This is a genomic window from Nonomuraea sp. NPDC050547, assembly GCF_044457345.1.
In the GTDB taxonomy this organism is placed as follows: Bacteria; Actinomycetota; Actinomycetes; order Streptosporangiales; family Streptosporangiaceae; genus Nonomuraea.
Genome location: NZ_JBITGW010000001.1, coordinates 110,902 through 128,409, shown reverse-complemented (window position 1 = coordinate 128,409; position 17,508 = coordinate 110,902). Strand labels below are relative to the sequence as shown.

Annotated in this window: 13 protein-coding genes; 7 read left to right on the top strand and 6 right to left on the bottom strand. The window is 72.0% G+C overall.

Annotated elements, in window-relative coordinates; genetic code table 11:
• The first annotated feature begins 311 nt into the window (after positions 1-311).
• Entirely contained in the window at positions 312-3,134 is a 2,823-nt protein-coding gene (locus ACIBHY_RS00630; RefSeq protein ID WP_397305512.1) for a BTAD domain-containing putative transcriptional regulator, read from the top strand.
• A gap of 13 nt (positions 3,135-3,147) precedes the next feature.
• Here ACIBHY_RS00630 and ACIBHY_RS00625 read toward each other — a convergent pair whose 3' ends face one another.
• A complete protein-coding gene (locus tag ACIBHY_RS00625; protein WP_397305511.1) occupies positions 3,148-4,626 on the bottom strand; it encodes a PucR family transcriptional regulator in 1,479 nt (492 codons plus the stop codon).
• Between the two features lie 94 nt (positions 4,627-4,720).
• Here ACIBHY_RS00625 and ACIBHY_RS00620 point away from each other — a divergent pair, with 94 nt between their 5' ends.
• The 3 genes from ACIBHY_RS00620 (at position 4,721) to ACIBHY_RS00610 (ending at position 8,603) form a co-directional block, all read left to right on the top strand.
• Complete coding sequence (locus tag ACIBHY_RS00620) at positions 4,721-6,919, top strand: xanthine dehydrogenase family protein molybdopterin-binding subunit (protein ID WP_397245462.1); 2,199 nt, start codon at positions 4,721-4,723, stop codon at positions 6,917-6,919.
• Positions 6,920-6,928: 9 nt separating this feature from the next.
• Positions 6,929-7,162: an EF-hand domain-containing protein gene (locus tag ACIBHY_RS00615; protein ID WP_184970631.1), complete on the top strand. Its 234-nt coding sequence runs from the start codon at positions 6,929-6,931 to the stop codon at positions 7,160-7,162.
• Between the two features lie 61 nt (positions 7,163-7,223).
• The gene (locus ACIBHY_RS00610) at positions 7,224-8,603 is read left to right on the top strand and encodes an NCS2 family permease (protein WP_397305510.1); all 1,380 of its coding nucleotides are present in this window, start codon (positions 7,224-7,226) and stop codon (positions 8,601-8,603) included.
• Between the two features lie 17 nt (positions 8,604-8,620).
• On the opposite strand, the gene ACIBHY_RS00605 is transcribed toward ACIBHY_RS00610, so the two are convergent.
• Positions 8,621-9,577, bottom strand: coding sequence for an excalibur calcium-binding domain-containing protein (locus ACIBHY_RS00605; RefSeq protein ID WP_397245458.1), 957 nt, complete (start codon positions 9,575-9,577; stop codon positions 8,621-8,623).
• Between the two features lie 173 nt (positions 9,578-9,750).
• Between ACIBHY_RS00605 and ald the strand changes: the two genes are divergently transcribed.
• Positions 9,751-10,866 carry an alanine dehydrogenase gene (ald, locus tag ACIBHY_RS00600; protein WP_397245456.1) on the top strand — a complete coding sequence of 372 codons (1,116 nt, stop codon included), beginning with the start codon at positions 9,751-9,753 and terminating at the stop codon, positions 10,864-10,866.
• 2 nt (positions 10,867-10,868) lie between these two features.
• Here ald and ACIBHY_RS00595 read toward each other — a convergent pair whose 3' ends face one another.
• Positions 10,869-11,576 carry a DUF3105 domain-containing protein gene (locus ACIBHY_RS00595; RefSeq protein WP_397245454.1) on the bottom strand — a complete coding sequence of 236 codons (708 nt, stop codon included), beginning with the start codon at positions 11,574-11,576 and terminating at the stop codon, positions 10,869-10,871.
• 117 nt (positions 11,577-11,693) lie between these two features.
• Between ACIBHY_RS00595 and ACIBHY_RS00590 the strand changes: the two genes are divergently transcribed.
• The gene (locus ACIBHY_RS00590; protein WP_397245452.1) at positions 11,694-12,302 is read left to right on the top strand and encodes a DUF305 domain-containing protein; all 609 of its coding nucleotides are present in this window, start codon (positions 11,694-11,696) and stop codon (positions 12,300-12,302) included.
• On the top strand, positions 12,299-13,693 hold the full coding sequence (locus tag ACIBHY_RS00585) for a phytoene desaturase family protein (RefSeq protein ID WP_397305509.1): 1,395 nt from the start codon (positions 12,299-12,301) through the stop codon (positions 13,691-13,693). The genes ACIBHY_RS00590 and ACIBHY_RS00585 overlap by 4 nt, the downstream gene beginning before the upstream one ends.
• A gap of 4 nt (positions 13,694-13,697) precedes the next feature.
• Here ACIBHY_RS00585 and ACIBHY_RS00580 read toward each other — a convergent pair whose 3' ends face one another.
• The 3 genes from ACIBHY_RS00580 to ACIBHY_RS00570 are packed head-to-tail and all read right to left on the bottom strand — an operon-like array spanning position 13,698 to position 17,430.
• Complete coding sequence (locus ACIBHY_RS00580; RefSeq protein ID WP_397245448.1) at positions 13,698-14,747, bottom strand: threonine aldolase family protein; 1,050 nt, start codon at positions 14,745-14,747, stop codon at positions 13,698-13,700.
• A complete protein-coding gene (locus tag ACIBHY_RS00575; protein ID WP_397245446.1) occupies positions 14,744-15,373 on the bottom strand; it encodes an SDR family NAD(P)-dependent oxidoreductase in 630 nt (209 codons plus the stop codon). Before ACIBHY_RS00575 ends, ACIBHY_RS00580 begins: the two co-directional genes overlap by 4 nt.
• Positions 15,370-17,430 (bottom strand): DUF6421 family protein, encoded by a 2,061-nt coding sequence (locus ACIBHY_RS00570; RefSeq protein WP_397245443.1) that lies wholly within the window; start codon positions 17,428-17,430, stop codon positions 15,370-15,372. Before ACIBHY_RS00570 ends, ACIBHY_RS00575 begins: the two co-directional genes overlap by 4 nt.
• Between the last annotated feature and the right edge of the window lie 78 nt (positions 17,431-17,508).

The window sequence follows — 17,508 nt, the reverse complement described above, 5'->3', positions numbered from 1 at the left end:
GGCAGATTCGTCTCCTTTGGCAAAGGTACGAGATTCGTCCCTTATGGCCAAGGCTATTGACGTCATCGGCTGTTGCTAGTCGCTCCGCTCTCGCATCCGCACATGAGCTGCCGCACATGAGCTGCCGCACGGCCCGGGGCGGGTCGCCGCAACGACTCGCCCCGCACGGGCGGACAAGCAGACGCTCACGGCCCCACGCTCGCGGCGTTCCACGAGCCTAGGACACTCGTCTACATTTCCTCTACACGGCGCCCGGCGCCCGCGGATTAGTCTCCATGGAGGACGGCGAACGATCCACGGGGAGGCGCGGCGTGACCCAGGACGTGTGCATCCGTCTTTTCGGATCGGTCGGCGGCTCCGCCGCGGCCGGGCCGTTCGACCCCGGTCCGCCGCGCCGGCAGGCGCTCCTCGCCATACTGGCCGCCCGCGCGCCCCACGCCGTCTCCATCCCCTCGCTGATCGACGGCTTATGGGGCGCCGGCCCGCCGCGAACCGCCCAGCAGAGCATCTACACCTACGTCGCCGGGCTGCGCCATGCGCTGGAACCCGCCAGAGGACCGCGCGAACCGTCCACGCTCATCGTCGCCGCGGGCGGCGGATACGCGCTGCGCCTGAACCCCCGCCGCGTCGACGCCCGCCTGTTCTCCTCCCTCCTCGACGAGGCGCGGCTGCTGCGGGAGGAGGGCGAGCACGCCGAGGCACTGGTCCTCATCGAACGGGCGCTGAAGCTCTACCAGGACCAGCCGCTCAGCGGCGTGCCCGGCCCGTTCGCCGAGAACGAGCGCGCCCGGCTCCAGGAGCTTCACGCCACCGCCGTCGAGGACGGGGCGCACACACTGCTGGAGCTGGAGGAGCCCGCGCGGGCCCTGCCGCCGCTGCGGGAGACGCTGGCGCGCCACCCTCTGCGCGAACGGCTGCGCGAGCTGCTCATGCTGGCGCTCCACCGGTGCGGCCGGCAGGCCGAGGCGCTGCAGATCTTCGCGGAAGGCCGGCGGATCCTGGCCGACGAGCTGGGCACCGACCCGGGTGAGGACCTGCGCCGCTGCCACGAGCTGATCCTGGGCGGGCCGCCCGCCGTATCCGGGCGGGCGCCGCGCCAGCTGCCGCGGCCGCTCGTCGGGTTCGTCGGGCGCTCCGAGGAGGTCGCCTGGCTGAAGGACGTGCTCGCGCCGTGTCGCGAGGACCCGCCGCATCCGCTGACCGCGATCTCCGGGCCGCCGGGGATAGGGAAGTCGGCGCTGGCGCTGCACGTGGCCCACCAGGTCAGGGACGACTTCCCGGACGGGCAGCTGTTCGTCAACCTGCGCGGCAAGACACACGGGGTCGCCGCGCTGACCCCGCTGGAGGTGCTGGGCCGCCTGCTGCGCGCGATGCGGACGCCGCCCCAGGCGGTGCCCGGCGACCTCGACGAGGCGGCGGCCGTGTGGCGCGGCCGGATCGACGGCAGGAGGGTGCTGATCGTCCTGGACGACGCCACCGGGCTGGAGCAGATCGAGCCCGTGCTGTCCACGCCGCTGGGCACGGCGGTGGTCGCGACCAGCCGGGAGACGCTCATCGCCGGCGACGACTGCCGCCAGCTGAAGCTGGGCGCGCTTTCCGCCGACGACTCGGCCGCCATGCTGGCCGTGCTGGCGGGCGAGCGTCGCGTGCTGGCCGACCCGGAGCAGACCGGCCTGCTGGCCCGGCTGTGCGGCGGGCTGCCGCTGGCCCTGCGCATCTCGGGGGCGCGGCTGGCCGAGCACCCCGGCTGGAGCGTCGCCGACCTGGCCGCGCGGCTGAGCGACGAGCGCAGGCGCCTGCACGAGCTGCGCATCGGCGAGCTGACGGTGCACTCCAGCCTCGCCTCAAGCTGGTCGGCGCTGGCGGGCGGCGAGCAGTCGCGCGACCGCGCCGCGGCCCGGCTGCTGGCGCTGCTCGGCGCCCTGCACGTGCCCGAGGTGACCTCGGAGGTGTCCACGGCGCTCCTGGATCGCCCCGACGTGGAGGCCGACGCGGCCCTGGAGCGGCTCGCCCATGCCCATCTGCTGGAGCGCGGCGGTCCCGGCCGCTACCACCTGCACGATCTGGTGCGCCTGTTCGCCGCCGGGCTGGAGCCGGACGGCGCGCGCGAGGCCGTGATCAGGGCCCTGACCCACTACGTGGTCTCCGCGCGTCACGCCGGCGTGCTCCTGGACCCGCACCGGGTCCAGCCCGTCGCCCGCCCGGTCGAGGGCGTGCCCGTCCGGCTGGACGACCGGGACCAGGCGTACGAGTGGCTGTCGAAGGAGGAGGCCAACCTGCTCGCCGCGGCGTCGCAGGCCATGTCCTGCGTGGACGAGGAGGTCTCCCGGCTCGGCGTGGACCTGGCCTTCGCGCTGATGTGGTTCCAGTCGTCCTCCTACCGCAGGGCCGACCTGCTGAGCTGCAACTCGCAGGCGCTGGCCGTGGCCGAGCGGCTCGGGGAACCGGCCTTGGCACTGTACGCGCACGGCCACCTCGCCGGCGCTCTCGTCATGCTCGGCCGCCTGCCGGAGGCCGCCGAGCATCGGGAGGCCGAGCTCGCGCTGGCCCGGCGGCTCGGCGACCGCTTCGCCGAGCAGCGCGCCCTGGGCAACCTCGGCAACCTCTACGTGACGTGGAAACGCTTCGACAGGTCCCTGGGCTTCGCCGAGGCGCAGCTCGCCATCGCCACGGAGATCGGCTCGGACATCGGCATCAGGTACGCCCACCTCGTCATGGGCGAGAGCCACCGCGGCCTGGGCCGGCTCGCCGAGGCGCACGCCATGTTCACCGAGGCGCTGGACAGCGCGACGCGCGACGGGGACGTTCTGCACGCGGGCTCGATCCTGACCCTGCTCGGCGAGGTCTGCCTCGACCAGGGCCGCCCGCTGGAGGCGGTCACCCACCTGGAGCAGAGCGTCCGGTTCGAGCACGACACGCGCCGGCGGATCGGGGAGCTGCGCAGCCTCACCGGGCTCGCGCGCGCCTATCGCGAGATCGACCGGCTCGACGACGCCCTGGACCATGTCGAGCGGGCGGCCCCGCTGGCCCGTGCGCTGGGCCCGTCGCCCTGGGCGGACGAGGCCGACGCCGAACGCGCCGCGGTCCACGCCGCGCTGGGCGTGCCCGGAATGTCCGAGCCCGGCCTCTCCTGATCGACTCGCCTGATCAAGGAGCGCGCAGCGCCAGGTAGAAGTCGACGCGGTCCGGCATCGTGGACAGGTCGCGGCCGGTCAGCTCCTCGACGCGCTTGATCCGGTAGCGGACCGTGTTCACGTGCACGTGCAGATGCTCCGCGCACAGCTGCCACGATCCCGCCGTGTCGAGGAAGATCCCCAAGGTGCGGATCAGGTCGGACTGGTGCCGGCGGTCGTAGTCGCGCAACGGCCCCAGCAGGCTCGCGGCGAACGAGCGGCTGACGTCGGCCGGCACGGTGGCCAGCAGCAGCCCGTGCGTGTAGATCTCGGCGCTGGTGACGACGCCGCCGCCGCGGGTCTCGGCCAGCCGGCGGGCATGGCCGGACTCCGTCACCCCGCCGCGCAGCCCCGCCGCCCCGGACAGCGCGCTGCTGAGCCCGGCGCACACGCCGGTGCCCGGCAGCGACGACAGCACGTCCATGCCCGCGCGCAGCCGGTCGGCCAGGTCGCTCACGGACCGCCCGCGCAGGGGCACGACGGCGATCGCGCCGTCCGCGCCGGCCGCCGCCACGACCTCGCGCCCCAGCAGCTCCTCGATCACCTGGCCGCCGAGCGTCACGGGGTCGGGGTCGCGTCCCTGCGCGCCGGTCGCGGTGGCGTTCACGACGGTGTACGGCTCCGCCGCGTCGATCCCGCAGGTACGCAGCCCGGCGTTGAGCTCGGCGGCGTCGCTCTCGGTCAGGGCGGCGGCGATCAGCTGCCCGGCCAGCCGGCGCTCCACCCGGCGGCCCGCGTCCATGCGGATGCGTTCCAGCGCGACGCAGGCGGCCAGCTCGTAGCCGAGGTCGGCCCGGTCGAGCAGGTCGCCGTCGCAGGCGAGGGCCCATCCGGCGGCGCGGTGGCCGCGGCCGACGGCGAAGACGGTGTGCCCGCCGGTCGTGAACGGCAGCCGGGACGCGGCCAGGTAGGCGCGCGCCAGCCGTACCGGATCGTCGAGGGTGCCGGCGATCAGCTCACCCGAGGCGGAGACGACCGCGCCCGTCACGCCGAGCTCGGCGGCCGTGAGGGCGACGAGCTCGGGCAGGTCGGCGCCCTCCGCGACGGCCGCGACGATGCGGCGGTGGCGGCCGAGCTCCTCGCGCACGTCGCCCGACAGGCGCGGCACGACGATCTCGCTGAGGGTGCGGAAGGAGACCTCGGTGGGAACCTCGATGAGCGGCAGTCCGGCGGCGGTGCAGGCGGCGACGAGGTCGTCGGGGATGTGGCCGAGCCAGGCCTGCCCGGCGCCGAGCGCGGCCACGCCCGCCTCGCGCAGCGCGGCGACGAAGCGCGGCGAGTCGCCGGGGCCCTGGCGCCACAGCATACCGGTGAGCACCAGCTCGCCGCCGGACAGGTAGCGGCCGGGCTCGGGCAGGTCGGTGATGTGCACGGTGCCGAATTCGGCGGACGGGTCGCCCGTGAGCAGGTTGAGGCGCAGCTCCGGGATCTCCAGCAAGTCACTGATGCGCACTTGGAGGAATATACAAGTGCGCCCGCCAACCGCTGACCGTGATTTCACCTGTCGCGCATAGGACGTCCGCGCGGGCCGGTGCTGTACTCGGAAGATGACGGAGACGGTCGGCACGGCGCGGCAGGGCGTCGGTGAGAGCGCGCAGCGGCCCGACGCGACGCTGAAGGTGACGGGCGAGTTCGCGTACGCGTCCGATCTGTGGCTGGACGGCATGGTCTGGGGCGTGACGCTGCGCAGCCCGCACGCCTCGGCCTGGATCAGGTCGATCGACGTGGGCCCGGCGCTGCGGATGGCGGGCGTGCACGCGGTGCTGACGCACGAGGACGTGCCGGGCGAGAAGTTCTACGGCCTGGAGCACCACGACCAGCCGGTGCTCGCCATCGACCAGGTGCGCTACCAGGGCGAACCGGTGGCGCTGGTGGCGGCCGACCATCCGGAGACGGCGCGGCGCGCGGCGGCGGCGATCTCCGTCGAGTACGAGCCGCGCCCCGCGGTCACCGATCCGAGGGCGGCGGCCGACGATCCGGGCCAGCCGCACGTGCAGCCCGGCGGCAACATCCTGCGCAGGCAGCCCGTCACGGCCGGCGACACGTTCGAGGCCGACGTGGTGGTGACCGGCGAGTACGAGGTCGGCATGCAGGACCAGGCCTTCCTCGGCCCGGAGTCCGGGCTGGCGGTGCCCGACGGCGAGGGCGGCGTCGACCTCTACATCGCCACCCAGTGGCTGCACGTCGACCGCGACCAGCTCGCCCCCTGCCTGGGCCTGCCGCCGGAGCGGGTACGGCTCACGCTGTCGGGCGTCGGCGGCGCGTTCGGCGCCAGGGAGGACCTGTCGATGCAGGTCCACGCCTGCATGCTGGCACTGCGCCTGAACCGGCCGGTCAAGATGTCCTACGGGCGCGAGGAGTCGTTCTTCGGCCACGTGCACCGGCACCCGGCCTGGATGCGCTACGAGCACGGCGCCACCCGCGACGGCAGGCTCGTCTACGTCAAGGCCGAGATCCTCCTGGACGGCGGCGCCTACTGCTCCTCCTCCCCGGCCGTCGTCGGCAACGCGGCCTCGCTCGGCGTCGGCCCGTACGAGGTGCCGAACGTGCGGGTGGTCGCCACCGGCGTCTACACCAACAACCCGCCCTGCGGGGCGATGCGCGGCTTCGGCGCCGTGCAGGCGTGCTACGCCTACGAGTCGCAGATGGACAAGCTCGCCGCCGCCTGCGGGCTGTCGCCGGTCGAGATCCGCGTCCGCAACGCCGTCTCGCAGGGCTCGCGGCTCATCACCGGCCAGCTCATCGACGCGCCGGCCCCGCTGGCGGACATGCTGCGCACGCTGGAGTCGATGCCGCTGCCCGCCGCCGCGGACGACCGCGCCGACCTGCGCGACCTGCCGGGCGGCGTCTCACAGACCACCCACGGCGAGTCGGTACGGCGGGGCGTCGGCTACGGCGTCGGCATCAAGAACATCTGCTTCTCCGAAGGCTTCGACGACTACTCCACGGCCAGGGTCCGCGCCGAACTGGTCAACGGCGAGCCGCACGTCACCGTGCACACCGCCGCCGCCGAGGTCGGCCAGGGGCTGGTGACCGTACAGGCGCAGATCGCCAGGACCGAGCTCGGCGTCGACGACGTCACCGTGGCGACGGCGGACACGGCGGTCGGCTCCGCGGGGTCGTCGTCGGCCTCCCGGCAGTCCTACGTAACCGGCGGCGCGGTGAAGGCGGCGTGCGAGGCGGTGCGGGCGCGCTTCCAGGGTCTGGAGGCGCGGGCGGCGCTGGAGAAGTTCGGGCCGATCGAGGAGACGCGGGAGTACCGGCACCGGCCGACGTACCCGCTGCACCCGGTGACCGGGCAGGGCGACTCGCACACCCAGCTCGCCCTGTGCGTGCACCGGGCGGTCGTGGACGTGGACGTCGAGCTCGGGCTGGTCAAGGTGGTGGAACTGGCGGCGGTGCAGGACGTCGGGCGCATACTCAACCCGCTCGCGCTGGAGGGGCAGATCCACGGCGGCACGGCGCAGGGGCTCGGGCTGGCGCTCATGGAGGAGATCCAGGTCAGGGACGGGCGCGTGGTGAACCCGTCGTTCACCGACTACCTGATCCCGACCATCCTCGACATGCCGCCGATGCGGCTGGAGATTCTGGAGAACGCCGACCCGGCCGCGCCGTACGGGCTGAGGGGGGCCGGTGAGCCGCCGACGCTGTCCTCGACGCCCGCGATCGCGGCGGCGGTGCGCGACGCGACCGGCCTGGCGCTTGCCCGGGTGCCGATCCGGCCCGAGGAGATAGCGCTCCTATAGGTTGTCCGGATGAGCAACATCGAGGCTGAGGCGAGAGAAGAATTCGCCAGATTCGACACCGACGGCGATGGCGTCATCACCGTCGAGGAGATCCGGAAGGTCAACGAGGCACTGGGGACGCACGGCCTCGACCACACCGAGATCGAGCTGTTCATCAGATCGGCGGACAAGGACGGGGACGGGCACATCGGACTGGAGGAGTTCGTCGCCATGGTCGGCGGCGGACGGCACGAGAAGGCATGACCGGCTCCCCCGCCGGGTAGGCAACCGGCAATCCCCCTTGATCGCTAGGGGGGGGACCGCTGTGCTCGACCGCTTCTTCGAGCTGTCCGGGCGGGGGACGACCGTCGGCCGTGAGGTACGCGGTGGCATCACCACGTTCATGGCCATGGCCTACATCATCCTGCTCAACCCGATCATCCTGGGCGGCGCCAAGGACGTCACCGGCGCGCAGCTCACCATCGCCCAGCTCACCACCTCCACGGCGCTGGCCGCCGCCATCTGCACGCTGCTCATGGCCGTGGCGGGCAACGCGCCGTTCGGGCTGGCGGCCGGGCTCGGGCTGAACGCGGTGGTGGCCTACCAGGCGGCGCCGTTCATGACCTGGGCGCAGGCGATGGGGCTGGTGGTACTCGAAGGCGTCGTGATCATCATCCTGGCCGTGACCGGGCTGCGCACACTGATCATGAACGCGATCCCGCTGGCGCTCAAGCACGCGATCAGCGTCGGCATCGGCATGTTCATCGCCCTGATCGGCCTCGTGGACGCCGGTTTCGTCGGACGCGGCACCGGAACGCCCGTACAGCTCGGCGCGACGGGCCATCTGACCGGCTGGCCCGTGGCGGTGTTCTGCTTCGGGCTGCTGCTCATGATCGTCCTGTACGTCAGGAAGACGCCGGGCGCCATCCTCATCAGCATCGTCGTCACCACGATCGTGGCCGTGGTCGTGAACGCGCTGGCCGTCATCGACCCCAAGAGCTGGGGCATCGTGGTGCCCCGGCTGCCCGAGTCGCTCGTCGCGGCCCCCGACTTCGGGCTGGTCGGGCAGGTGGACGTGTTCGGCGGCTTCGCGCGGGCGGGCGTGGTCACCGCGACCGTGGTGCTGTTCACGCTGGTGCTGTCCGGGTTCTTCGACGCGATGGGCACGATCATCGGGGTCAGCGACGAGGCGGGCCTGGTCGACGCCCGGGGCCGGGTGCCCCGGCTCGGCGCCATCCTCACCGTGGACGGCGTCGCCGGCGTCGTGGGCGGCTCCATGAGCGCCTCGGCCAACACCGTCTTCGTGGAGTCGGCCGCCGGAGTCGGGGAAGGGGCGCGTACCGGTCTGGCGAGCGTCGCGACCGGGGCGTTGCTGGGGCTGACGCTGCTGTTCACGCCGCTGGCGGCCGTGGTGCCGCCCGCCGCCGCCACGCCCGCGCTCGTGCTGGTCGGGGCGCTGATGATGACGCAGTCGCGCAAGGTTCCGTGGGAGGACCTGGACCTGGCCATCCCGGCGTTCCTGACGATCGCGCTGATGCCGTTCACGTACTCGATCACCAACGGCGTCGGGGCCGGGGTGATCGCCTACACGCTGATCAAGGCGGCCCGCGGGCGGTTCCGGGAGATCCCGTGGCTGCTCTGGGTGGTCTCGGTGATCTTCGTGGCGTACTTCGGGATCACGGCCCTGGAGGGGCTGTTCGGCTGACGACGGGCCCGCGCGGCTCAGAGGTCGGCGGAGTTGCAGGCGGTGCCGTTGTTGTCCTTGTCCACGTACCAGGTGTACTCGGTGTGCCGGCCCTTGGTGTATGGGCCGAGACCCGCGGCCACCGCCTCCTTGCAGGACGGGTGGCGCTTGTCCTTGGCGGGCAGCAGCGAGCCGCCGGTCGGGTTGGCGCCGACCGGGGTGTTGGCGGCCGGCGCGGTCGGGTTGCCGGTGCCGGGGGGCGTGGTCGCGTTCGGTGCGCCGGTGCCGGTGTTCGGCGCCCCCGTGCTGGGCGCCCCCGTGCTGGGCGACCCGGTGTCCGGCACCCCGGTGTTCGGCGACCCCGTGTCCGGCAGGCCCGTGGTCGGGGCTCCGGTGCCGGGGGCGCCGGTGCCGGCCGCGCCCAGGCGGGCCGCGAGGGCTTCGGCCTCGGCCTTCGGCAGCGGGCCGATGCTCACGCTGTCGCCGTCCATCGCCTGCAGGACGGACGGAGCGGCCACGACGACGTTCGGCGGCGTCAGCACCACGGCCAGCGGGCGCTGGTCGCCGGCGAGCTCCTGGATGATCGTGGCCACCCGCGCCTTGAAGGCGGGCGCCATCGCGATGCGGACCGAGTACGTGCCGTCGTCCTCGGCCACGGTCTCGATCTGCTGCACGGCGTTGACCGTGACGCCCTTGCCGATCAGGTAGCAGGTGGTCTTGAGCTCGTCCAGGACCGCCTCCTCGCCGGGGCAGGGCGCTTCCTTCGACTCGCGCACGGGCGCGAAGTGGATGGGGGTGGCGAGCTGCAGCGGCGGCACCGCGCCCAGCAGCGGGGCGTCGGGGCTCCTCGTCATGAGGACGGCCACCGCCCCCAGCACCCCGGCGATCACGATCACCAGGACGAGCGAGACGATCAGGACGATCGTGGTGAGCTTGCTGGCCTGCGGCTGTTCAGGCCGCGGTGTGTCGGAGACCGGCGGATTCTCCATCGACATGGACGACGACCCCATCCTGGCGTTCGCGGGCTGCCGGTGAGCTTATCGAGGACAAGCCGGACCGGGGTAATCAGCCGGAATTTCTCCACTTTCCACCATGGTGTGAGGAAGAATGGAAGAACAATTACAGATTGTCGATAGTTCTGTTTGACTGGCGAGTCGAGAGTGGTCTCATGAAGGTCGGAGTACCCCGCGAGATCAAGAACAACGAGTTCCGCGTGGCTCTCACCCCCGCGGGCGTCCACGAACTCGTACGGCACGGCCACCAGGTCCTCGTCGAGCGGGACGCGGGCACGGGCTCGGCGATCCCCGACGCCGACTTCGCCGCCGCCGGCGCGCTCATCCTGGACGGCGCGGACGCCGTCTGGGCCGAGGCTGACCTGGTCCTGAAGGTCAAGGAGCCGGTGGCCGAGGAATATCACCGGATGCGCAAGGGCCAGGTGCTGTTCACGTACCTGCACCTGGCGGCTTCCGAGCCGTGCACCCGCGCCATGCTCGAGTCGGGCGTGACCGGCGTCGCGTACGAGACCGTGCAGACCGCGAACGGCGCGCTGCCGCTGCTGGCCCCGATGTCCGAGGTGGCCGGACGGCTCGCGCCCCAGGTCGGCGCCTACCATCTGATGCGCTCCGAGGGCGGCAGAGGCGTGCTCATGGGCGGCGTGCCCGGCGTGCGGGCGGCGAACGTCGTGGTGATCGGCGCCGGCGTCTCCGGGATGAACGCGGCCGCCATCGCGCTCGGCATGCAGGCCGAGGTGCTGCTGCTGGACCGCAACATCGACAAACTGCGCCAGGCCGACGCCATCTACCAGGGCCACTGCCAGACGGTCGCCTCGAACACGCTGGAGGTCGAACTCGCGGTGCTGGAGGCCGACCTGGTCATCGGGGCGGTCCTGGTGCCGGGGGCGAAGGCGCCGAAGCTGGTCTCCAACGACCTCGTACGCAGGATGAAACCCGGCTCGGTGCTCGTGGACATCTCCATCGACCAGGGCGGCTGCTTCGAGGACTCGCGCCCGACCACCCACGCCGATCCCACCTACCGGGTCCACGACTCGATCTTCTACTGCGTGGCCAACATGCCCGGCGCGGTGCCGCACACCTCCACGTACGCGCTGACGAACGTGACCCTCCCCTACGCCCTGGCCATCGCCGACCTGGGCTGGGCGCGGGCCCTGCGCGAGGACCCGGCGCTGGCGCACGGTCTCAGCACACACGAAGGGCACCTCACCAGCCGGCCCGTGGCCGAGGCGCACGGGCTGGAGTGGGTGCCCATCGAGGACGTGCTCGGCTAGCCCTACTGGTTCGACGACGACGGCGTCGGGGCGGGGCTGCCGGTCGGCTGCTGCTGTTGCTGCGGCTCGGGCGGCAGCGGCTGCTGGTCCGCGGTCGTGGTGATCGCGTCGTTGCCGCCGCAGGTCGCGCCCGGCTCGGGGGTGTCCTTGCCGTTCTGGTACTTCTTGATGAACGCGGGCAGCTTCTCGTCCGTCGCCTTGTCCAGCTTCAGCTGGTGGCCCCAGGAGGAGGCCACGATGGGCGCGGGCAGGTTCGCGAACGGGCTGACGAGCATGTACTCGATGTTGCCCGTCTCACCGGCGACCTTCTTCAGCGCGTCGACCTCGGCCTTGGGCAGGTCGGGCCGGTAGGTGATCCAGACCGCGCCGTGCTCCAGCGAGTGCACCGCGTGCTCGGGGTGGATGGGCTTGTCGTAGATGTCGCACTTCTGCCAGTAGTTGTTGTGCTCGCCGCCCACGGGCGGGGTCTCCTTGTAGGAGACCGCCTTCCACACGTGCTGCCCGGCCTCGTACTTGACGCTGGTGACGGCGTCGAGGGAGCTGGCCCTGGACTGATTGATCAGGTAGAAGCCGACCACGCCGACGAGCAGCACGATGACCGCGCCACCCGCTCCCCACATGAGGAACGCGGTGCGGCGCTCCTTACGCCTCTGCGCGGCCCGCATCTTCTCCAGATGCTCGCGCCGCGCCTGCGCTTTCTCCTTCGTCATCGCGATTTTCCTCCATCGGCATGCCAACTGCGGGTCACCCTATGCCCTACGGGCGTATATGGAGAATAAGAAGCTTAACGACGAGCTCACGCCGGCCCTGGGTACGCTGGAAGCGACATGAACAAGCTCATCGCCGTCGCCGCGGTCGCCCTCGCGGCCATTGCCGCATTCCTGCTCCTCGGCAGGGGAGGCACTCCTTCGGAGACCTCGCCGGAGGCCGGGTTCGCCCGTGACATGGCCACCCACCACGCCCAGGCCGTGGAGATGTCGTTCACGATCAGGGACAAGGGCCCGGCCCCCGAGGTCAGGAACCTGGCCTTCGACATCATCAACACCCAGGCGAACCAGCGCGGCATGTTCCTCGGCTGGCTGCAGCAGTGGGATCTCAGCCAGACGACCGACCTGCGGCCGATGGCGTGGATGAGCGGCCACGGGCACGGCGGGCAGCCGGTGAAGGCGGGCGTGATGCCCGGCATGGCCTCGCGCGAGGAGCTGGACAAGCTCAAGGGGCTGTCGGGCAAAGAGGCCGAGGTGCTGTTCCTGCAGCTGATGATCCGCCATCACGAGGGCGGGGTGCAGATGGCCAGAGGGCTGCTGCCGCTGTCGCAGCGCGACGAGGTGACCGACATGGCGCAGAAGATCATCGACGGCCAGAACGGCGAGATCAAGTTGATGACCGAGATGCTCGGGCATCGCGGGGCGCAGCCGCTGCCGTCCATCTTGTGACCTACGACGCGGCGGTGGTCGGTTCTGGGCCCAACGGGCTCGTGGCCGCGATCACCCTCGCCGCCGCCGGACGCCGGGTGCTGCTGCTGGAGGCGGCCGGCCGGTTCGGGGGCGCGCTGCGCTCGGCCGAGCTGACGCTGCCCGGCCGCGTCCACGACGTGGGCGCCACGGTGCTGGCCATGGCGCTGGTCTCGCCGGCCTTCCGGGCGCTGGGGCTGACCACGCTCGTGCCGTTCGCGCAGCCTCAGGTCGCCGTGGCCCATCCGCTGGACGACCGGCCGGCCGCGCTGGTGCATCGCGACGCCGGCCGTACCGCGGAAGGGCTGGGGCGGGACGCGGCGGCGTGGCGCGCGTCGGTCGGGGCGGCGGCCCGCGCGGGCGCGCCGCTCGTGGAGACGCTGCTGTCGCCGCTCTCGGCGCCCAGGGCTCCGGTGGCGGCGGCGCGGTTCGGGCTGCTCGGGGCGCTGCCCGCGACCGTGCTCGGGCGCGCGCTGTTCCGGACCGCCGAGGGGCGGGCGCTGCTGGCGGGCATGGCCGCGCACTCGATGCTCGACCTGCGTTCGCCGATCACGAGCGGGTACGGCATGCTGCTCGCGGCCAGCGCGCACATGGTGGGCTGGCCACTGGTCAGAGGCGGTTCCCAGGTGCTGGCCGACGCGCTGGTGGAGCGGCTGAGAAGGCTCGGTGGCACCACGGTGAGCGGCCACCGGGTGCACGACCTGCGCGAGCTGGACGCCCCGATCGTGATGCTGGACGTGACGCCCCGGCAGTTCCTGCGGATGACCGAGCTGCCCACCGGCTACCGCGACCGGCTGCGGCGCTTCCGGTATGGGCCGGGCGTGTTCAAGATGGACTGGGCGCTCGACGGTCCCGTGCCCTGGCGTGACCCGGAAGTGGCGCGGGCGGGCACCGTGCACCTGGGCGGCACGCTGGAGGAGATCGCGCTGAGCGAGGCCGAGGTGTCGGCGGGCCGCCACTCGCCGCGGCCGTACGTGCTGCTGGTACAGCCGTACGCGGCCGACCCCACGCGGGGCGGGCACACGCTGTGGGCGTACTGCCACGTGCCGCGCGGCTCGCCGGCCGACATGAGCGCCGCCATCGAGGCGCAGATCGAGCGGTTCGCGCCCGGCTTCCGCGAGCGGGTCCTTGCCCGGCACACGATGAACACCGCCGACCTGGAACGGTTCGACCCGAACCTGGTCGGCGGCGACATCAACGGCGGCACCGGCTCCCTCGGCCAGTTCGTGAAGCGGCCCGTGTGGTCACCGGCGCCGTGGCGCACGCCGCTGCCCGGCGTCTACCTGTGCTCCTCCTCCACCCCGCCCGGCGGAGGGGCGCACGGCATGGGCGGCTACCACGCCGCCCGCCTGGCTCTGCGCGAGCACCCCTGACGGCTCAGGCCGACATCTCCTCGCGTACGGCGGCGGCGAAGGCGTCCACGTCGGCCTCGGTGGTGTCGAAGGCGCACATCCAGCGCACCTCGCCGATCGCCGGGTTCCAGGTGTAGAAGCGGAAGCGCTTCTGCAGCCGCTCGGTCACCTCCGGCGGCAGGATGGCGAAGACCGCGTTGGCCTCCACCGCCCTGGGCACCTCGACGCCGGGGATGTCACGCACGGCCTCGGCCAGGCGGCGGCCCATGGCATTCGCCTGGCGGGCGTTGCGCAACCACAGGTCCCCGGCGAGCAGCGCCTCGAACTGGGCCGAGACGAACCGCATCTTCGACGACAGCTGCATGTACGTCTTGCGGATGTAGTCGACTCCGCGGGCGGCGTCGGGGTTGAGCACGACGACGGCCTCGCCGTACAGCAGCCCGATCTTCGTGCCGCCGAAGGAGAGCACGTCCACGCCCGCGTCGGTGGTCAGCGCGCGCAGGGGCACGTCCAGCGCGGCGGCGGCGTTGGTGAGACGCGAGCCGTCCAGGTGGACCTTCAGGCCGCGCTCGTGGGCGTGCTCGCAGATCGCGGTGATCTCGGCGGGGGTGTAGACGGTGCCGAGCTCGGTGGTGTTGGAGATCGACACGACGCCGGGCTGGGCGCGGTGCACGTCGCCGAAGCCCCACGCCTGGGTGTCGATCAGTTCCGGGGTGAGCTTGCCGTCCGGCGTGGGGACGGTGAACAGCTTGATGCCGCCCGCCACCTCCGGCGCGCCGCCCTCGTCGGTGTGGATGTGGGCGGTGTCGGCGCAGACGACCGCCTGCCATGTGTCGAGCATGGCGCGCAGCGACACCACGTTGGCGGCGGTGCCGTTGAAGACCGGGTAGGCCTGGGCGCGCTCGCCGAAGTGCCGCTGGAAGACGCCCTGGAGGGCCTCGGTGTAGACGTCCTCGCCGTAGGAGATCTGGTGGCCGCCGTTGGCGCGGGCGATGGCCTCCAGGATCTCCGGGTGGACGCCCGCGTAGTTGTCGCTCGCGAACGCCTTCAACTCGGGGTCGTGCCGGGGATTCACGTGGTGAGGTCCAATCGGGTGCCGTTGATCTGCGCGGCCGGGCGCTCGTAGAGGCCGCCGATGGCCTCGGCGAGGGTACGCACGTCGGTGAAGCCGTTGAACGCGGCCTCCGGCTTGGCCGCTCGCATGGAGTCGTTGACCAGCGCCTTCACCACCAGGATGACGGCGGCCGAGCCGGTGTCCCTGAGCGCGTCGGCCAGTGACCTGGTCCACGCCTCCGAGGCGGCCTTGGCCGCGGCGTAGCAGGCGCCGCCCGCGGTGGGCGACTCGGCGGCCTTGGCGGAGACGATCGCGAACCGGCCGTTGGCGCTCTTGCGCAGCAGCGGCTCGAAGGCCAGCGTGACGTGCTGGAGGGTGCGCACGAGCAGGTCGTGCAGCAGGTTCCAGTCGTCCAGGTCGGTGTCGGCGAACGTCTTCCCGCCGCGCCAGCCGCCCACGAGGTGCACCACCCCGTCGACGCGGCCGTGCTCGATGTCGATGCGCTCGGCCAGCGCCTGTACGGCTGCGCGGTCCAGCAGGTCGACGTCGTCCTTGTCCACGCCGACGACGGTGTGGCCCTGCTTCTCGAAGTACTCGGCGACCGCCTGGCCGGTGGGCCCGGCGGCGCCGGTGATGAGGATGATCATGCGCGGATCCCCTTGGTGCTCTCGACGACGTCTGCGAGCTTACGGCGCAGCGCCTCGTAGAACATGCTCAGGGGGAACTCGTCCGACAGGACCGCGTCCACCTTGGCCTTCTGCTCCTCCGGCAGCGCCTGGATGCCCTTGGCCCAGGTCGAGGCGGGGTTCGGCTCCACGTAGGCGCTGACCAGGTCGTAGGCCGCCAGCCAGTGCGCGATCTTGGACCGGTCGATGCTGTCGCGGTAGAGCTTCTCCACCTCTCCGCGCAGGTCGGCGACGCCGTCGGCGACCCGCTCCCAGTCGATCGTGAGCCGGTTGTCGGTCCAGCGCACGACGTCGTTGCGGTGCAGGTACGCGAAGAGCAGCTGGCCGCCGAGCCCGTCGTAGTTGCGCACCCGCTCACCGGTGATCGGGAAGCGGAACAGCCGGTCGAACAGGATCGCGTGCTGCACGTAGCGGGCGTGCGGCACCCCGTCCTTCTCCAGCTTCACCGCCTCGCCGAACGCGGTCAGGTCGCAGCGCAGCTCCTCCAGCGAGTAGAGCCAGTACGGCATCCGCTGCTTGATCATGAACGGGTCGAACGGCAGGTCGCCGTGGCTGTGGGTACGGTCGTGGATCAGGTCCCACATGACGAACGTGTCCTGGGCGAGCTGCTGGGAGTCCAGCAGCCGGGCGGCGTCCGGGGGCAGGGCCAGCTTGAGCGTGGCGGCGGCGGCGCCGGAGACCGCCCGGAACCTGGCCGCCTCGCGGTCGGCGAAGATGCCGCCCCAGGTGAACCGCTGGGGCGCCTGCCGTACCGCGACGGTCTCGGGGAACAGCACGGCCGAGTGGGTGTCGTAGCCCGCGGTGAAGTCCTCGAAGGCGATCGGCACGAACATCGGGTTGTCGTAGCCGCCGGCCTCCAGCCTGGCCAGCCAGTCGGGCCAGATCGTACGGATCCAGACGGCCTCGACGTTGCGGTTGGGGTTGCCGTTCTGCGTGTACATCGGGAACACCACCAGGTGCTCCAGCCCGTCCACGCGCTGGGTGTCGGGGTGGAAGAGCTCCAGCGACCCGAGGAAGTCGGGGACGCCAAGGTCCTGCTCCGACCACTGGCGCAGGTCGGCCTGAACCGCCTGAAGGTAGGCGGCGTCGTGGGGGAAGTGCGCCGACATCTCGCCCACCTGACGGGCGATCGAGCCGACCAGTTCCTTGGCCCGCTCCTTCTCCTCCGGCACCGAGCCGTCCTTGACCTGCAGCGGGCGCAGCTCCTCGACCGTGGCCTTGAGCCTGGCGAACCCGGCCGCCTTGGCCTCGTCCGTGCCCGTTCCCGCCCGGTCGTCATCAGGTACGCGCGCGGCCCAGGTGACCACGTTGCCCCAGAGGCGGCGGTGGTCGTAGTCCTCGATGGAGTCGTCGCCGAACAGGTCGGAGTCGGCGAAGACGACCACGCGGCCCTTGCCGTACGCGCGCGCCACGGCCAGCGGGGCGCCGGCGGGGGTGGCGGACGGCGAGGACGCGAACAGGACGGTGGCCCCGTCGGCGGCCAGCACGCCCGACCGGTAGAAGCAGGCCGCCCCGACGCCCGCGAGCAGGCCGTCAGAGGTGTTCTTCGCGGCCAGGACCCAGGTGGCGACGTCCCGGTGGGCGTTCTTGGGGTCGCGGACCGTGGTGTGCTCGACGGCCACGCCGAAGCGGGCGAGCAGGTCGTCGAGGTTGTTGCCGTACTTGTCCTGCTCCTCCTCGGCCAGCACGACCAGACCGCCGCCGTCCTGGACGTAGGCGGTGATGGCGTCCAGCTCGGCGGCGGAGAAGACCGGGCTGCCGTGGCCGGTGGTGCGCTCCCAGCGCTCGCCCGACGGGTGCGCGATGACCAGGACGTCCTGGTCCTGGAGCGTTCCCGCGTCGAGGGCGCCGGTGGTGTGGGCGCCGACCGTGTGCCCAAGGTGTCGCAGCTGGGCGGCGGCGCGCGCGTAGCTGTTGTCGTCGGGGTGGCCGGGGTTCATCGCCTCGGCGACATCGCGCCGGATGGTCCACGACTCGCTGTGGGCCTCGTCGAAGAGCACCTTGGGGAAGGACTTCATGAAATATCTCCTGCCAAAGTCACCTATTGACGGAAAATATACACGACGAGAGGGGGTGCAACGCTAGTCCCTTCATGA